At 33.3% G+C, this 3791-nt stretch carries 5 protein-coding genes; all 5 read left to right on the top strand.

Going from position 1 to position 3791, the window contains the following annotated elements:
- On the top strand, positions 1 to 1072 hold a 1072-nt coding region (locus SORDD16_RS08935), incomplete at its 5' end, for a hypothetical protein (RefSeq protein WP_061453178.1).
- A 1-nt stretch (position 1073) separates the two neighbouring features.
- Entirely contained in the window at positions 1074 to 1739 is a 666-nt protein-coding gene (locus tag SORDD16_RS08930; RefSeq protein ID WP_061421999.1) for a hypothetical protein, read from the top strand.
- Between the two features lie 49 nt (positions 1740 to 1788).
- Positions 1789 to 2454 carry a hypothetical protein gene (locus SORDD16_RS08925; RefSeq protein ID WP_061422000.1) on the top strand — a complete coding sequence of 222 codons (666 nt, stop codon included), beginning with the start codon at positions 1789 to 1791 and terminating at the stop codon, positions 2452 to 2454.
- Positions 2451 to 2900: a hypothetical protein gene (locus tag SORDD16_RS08920; protein WP_061422001.1), complete on the top strand. Its 450-nt coding sequence runs from the start codon at positions 2451 to 2453 to the stop codon at positions 2898 to 2900. Before SORDD16_RS08925 ends, SORDD16_RS08920 begins: the two co-directional genes overlap by 4 nt.
- Entirely contained in the window at positions 2890 to 3354 is a 465-nt protein-coding gene (locus SORDD16_RS08915) for a DUF5085 family protein (protein WP_061422002.1), read from the top strand. The genes SORDD16_RS08920 and SORDD16_RS08915 overlap by 11 nt, the downstream gene beginning before the upstream one ends.
- Positions 3355 to 3791 lie beyond the last annotated feature (437 nt).

The raw sequence follows: 3791 nt of genomic DNA, 5'->3' as shown, positions 1-3791 counted from the left end.
TTTACAGAGCTTAGTTTTTCAAGGTTTCGAACAAGTTACAGGTGACTTTGGAAAGTTTGATGGAACTTTTAAAATAGAGGGACAAGCTCCTTGGACTAATAATATTAATAGTGAGTGGAATAAACGTTCTGAGGTAATTCAAAATTACCAAAATGTTTTAGATAAAATTAAAAATGAAACCGAATTAGATGAGAATGATATAAAGGCAATTGCAGAGTATGGCAAACGTTATCCGACAGAATTGGCAAAGCCAGAACTATTAAGGTTAATTAATGACTCTCCATATAGCAAAGTTAGCGAATTATATAATAAAACTACAACTGTTTTAGATGTTGCTAATGTTTTGTATTTGGGATCTCGAATTTCCAAAGATAATAAAGGAAATCTAATATTTCATCATGGTACAACACTTATTGGGCAAAAGCTAGATAAATTGTTAGGCTATGATAAATTTTACAGTCGTAATAGTGTAAACCGAAATTACAATTACAGTAAAATTACTACAAATAAGGGAACAAATATTCGAGGTCAGTACGAGGATATGATGTCTCCTTTCCGTCCTAGTATCATAAAGGCTGGAAAAGACGGAGCGCTTTCCTCAGCAACAGCTGGTTTGTCAAACATATTTTCAATACATCCTACTGAAGGAATTAAGTTATCGGATAGCTTTAAGAATATGGGCAAATTGGGTAAAGGTATGGCGATTGCAAATGTGGTATTTTCTGCTGTAGATATTGTAGACGGAATGGGAGAAACACATGATATTGCTGTTAGCAAAAATATGACAGTTGGAAGTGAAAAGTATATAGCTACTCAATTTGGAGGTGTTACGATTGACACTGTTAAGAATGTAGGAATAAGCGCTACATCTAGTATCGGTGGTGTTGTGACAGCTGCAGGGATAGCCACATTAGTGGCAGCAACGACTCCTTTTACATTACCAGTTGCTGTAGTAGCTGGTAGTGCACTTCTTATAGGCGGAGGTATTAGTTGGGGGTTAAATGAACTAGATAAACATACCGGATTTTCTAAAGGTCTTAAAAAATGGTGGGCAGGAATTGTAGGAGGATAAGATGAAAGAAAAGTATTATGAATTTTTGAATATACTGATGACTCGTCCTATACCAGTGAGAAATTTACATTTTTATCTTACATTTTTAATCGAATTTCTATTTACTTCAGTAACACTGCTTGTTTCTATATTTACTAAGAATCAAATGCATAATCTTAGCATATTTTTGATTCGTGTTACCATTGCCCATATGATAATAGTACTGCTTGCATTTCTGTTGTTTCAAAAATTTTCCGCTTCAAAATTATTACAATCAGTTCCGACGACTTCGTATCTTTTTCTTCATTTTGAGTTTCTTTTTTTGAGCTCTATATTCTTTGGGGAACAGTATTTATTGATATTCTTTCTTTTCATTGGATTGAGCTTTACTTTTCAAGTGATAAACTTTTTTTATCAAATATCAATTGTTTCAAAGGTAAAACAAATGCCAGATAATGAGCATAAGAAGAATATCTTACACTTGCCAGCTCTTATTGTAACAATAACGTCAGCAGCAATAGTAGTCATAACACGATTGTTTATGTTATCTGGAATCTATATTATTATCGGTTTAGTAGGGATGAGTATTTCATGGAATTCGTTCTTTATTCTCGGCTATACTCAAGTATTCACAGGTTGGAGAAAGAAAAGCACTAATAACATTATTTTTAGAGGAGAAATAAAATAAAATTAATTAGAATGGCTAGTAATAGCACAGCTCATGCTAGGAGGATAAGATGAAAGAAAGATATTATGAATTTTTGAATATGGCAGTTGTGGATACTAGTCCTATAAAGCATTTTGATTATATAAGGGCTTTTGCAATGGAGGTTGTTTTTACTTTACTAATATTTATAGTATCTATTTTTATAAAAGGTGAGACGCATGATGTGAGTATGATTATCTTTTACATTACTATTTATCATGCAGTAGCTTTATTGTCCATGTTCTTGCTATTCCAAAGGTTTTCCAAATCAAAATTATTGCAATTGATTCCAGCTAGTTCTATTTTAATTTCTCATCTTGAGTTTCTCTTCTGGGGATCTATATTTTGGGGGAAGAATTACTGGTCTGTCTTCATGGTATTGATTGGCCTGAGTCTTATTTTTCAACTACTCATCTTTGTTTATCAGTTATTAATTGTTCCTAAAGCTAAGGAATTACCACATGGTGAGTATAGGAAGAATCTTTTGTTTCTTCCTTCTGTTATTTGCCTATTGATTTCAGCAATTGTAGTAATCATAGCACGTTTATTTATGTTGCCAGGAATATATATAGTTACTTCCCTTGTTGCAGCGAGCATAGCCTGTCTTCCCTTCTATTGGCTTGAGTATGCACGAGTATTTACCGGTTGGAAAAAGAAAAGCACCAATAACTTTATTTACAAAGGAGAAATAAAATGAAATTAATTAGAATAGATATCAGCAATATTGCTTATACAGAGAAAAAAGTTCCTATGGATTCTTTTCCAGATTTGATTGAAGAGTGTGAAAAGTTATTATTTGAAACTGGGGTTTATAAAAATGGTCCGACGACGATTGAAACTTGTTTGAGCACTTTTGGGAAGCCGGGAGAAGCCTTGTTTAAGGTCTATATTCCGACAAACATTCCAATTGAAGGAAATGATGAATTCCAATATCTAGAACATTTTACAATTAAGCAGTGTGTCTCTGATGTAACTCCATTTGATGAACATCTCCTTCCAAAAATTGAAGAAATGAAGCAATATATTCAAGATGAGGGGTTGGAAATGCAAGGAGATACCGTTTTTCTAGCGATATTGCCAATATTTGGACAGCACTTTGTTGAAATTAATATCCCAGTTAAGGAGATTTCAGATGCTATTTAAAAACGTGGGAGAATACCAAGATATACAATATAGAAATGTTATCTCAAGGTATTACACAGTATCTCCAGAAGAGATGGCGGATACTTATAACGCTTTTTTAGACGAAGTAAGAAAAGCAGGATATACGCTTCGGGGACCTTTCTTTTATACGATTAATTCTAAGTTAGAAGAAAATCAAGATGTGTTGATGGAACTGTTTATCCCAGTAGAAGAAGAGTGTATTGAAGATGCTTTGCCGAAAGACTTTTTGTATCACAGTCTGTTTCAAGTTTTAAATACTGTTTCAACTAGAATTTTGGAACCAGATGATGAGTCAGTGAAAGAGGGAATAAGCTTCTTGGCTGGTTACATCTATTATCAGGGACATTGTGAGTTGACCCCTCCCTTCTTTTTTACCACAACAATTGATGAGAAATTCTATACAGATATAAAAGTAGGAGTATTGAAGGAGTAAATCAATTCCATCTGATAATTTACTGCTTCCAAAAATTATATTTGTTTATAAATTTGGGGGATTCTTTATCGACTTTACTTAGTGATGCAAGGTTAATACTAGGAGAGTATAGATATTATCAAAAAGTATTACCATACTTTATAAAAATCAAAAACGAGGAGCTGCTTTGACATTAAAGAGGCTCCTCGTTTTTCAGCCATTTTCCTATCGTAAGCTAAATCTGTGTGGCTATAAGTCTAAATTCATGATACCAAAATATAGCTTTGTTCCTATAGGAAGAGGGCTATTTTGATATTGTGGTATAATAGAACAAGAACATTTTTCTTCTAGTACCTTGAAAATTCTATATTTTCGCTTGTTTATCTGCTCTGCTATTTACAAAAAACATCCTATCTCTTGCCGTCAACTTTCACCCTCATGATGTGGCTTTCTTGTTG

Source organism: Streptococcus oralis (assembly GCF_001578945.1).
Classification (GTDB): Bacteria; Bacillota; Bacilli; order Lactobacillales; family Streptococcaceae; genus Streptococcus; species Streptococcus oralis_Q.
The sequence above is the reverse complement of the archived record's forward strand: the minus strand, read 5'-3'. Positions and strand labels throughout refer to the sequence as shown.

Excerpts from the sequence above, each read along its gene's own strand:
- SORDD16_RS08930 (WP_061421999.1), top strand. The coding sequence starts at position 1,074 with ATGAAAGAAAAGTATTATGAATTTTTGAATATACTGATGACTCGTCCT.
- SORDD16_RS08925 (WP_061422000.1), top strand. The coding sequence starts at position 1,789 with ATGAAAGAAAGATATTATGAATTTTTGAATATGGCAGTTGTGGATACT.
- SORDD16_RS08920 (WP_061422001.1), top strand. The coding sequence starts at position 2,451 with ATGAAATTAATTAGAATAGATATCAGCAATATTGCTTATACAGAGAAA.
- SORDD16_RS08915 (WP_061422002.1), top strand. The coding sequence starts at position 2,890 with ATGCTATTTAAAAACGTGGGAGAATACCAAGATATACAATATAGAAAT.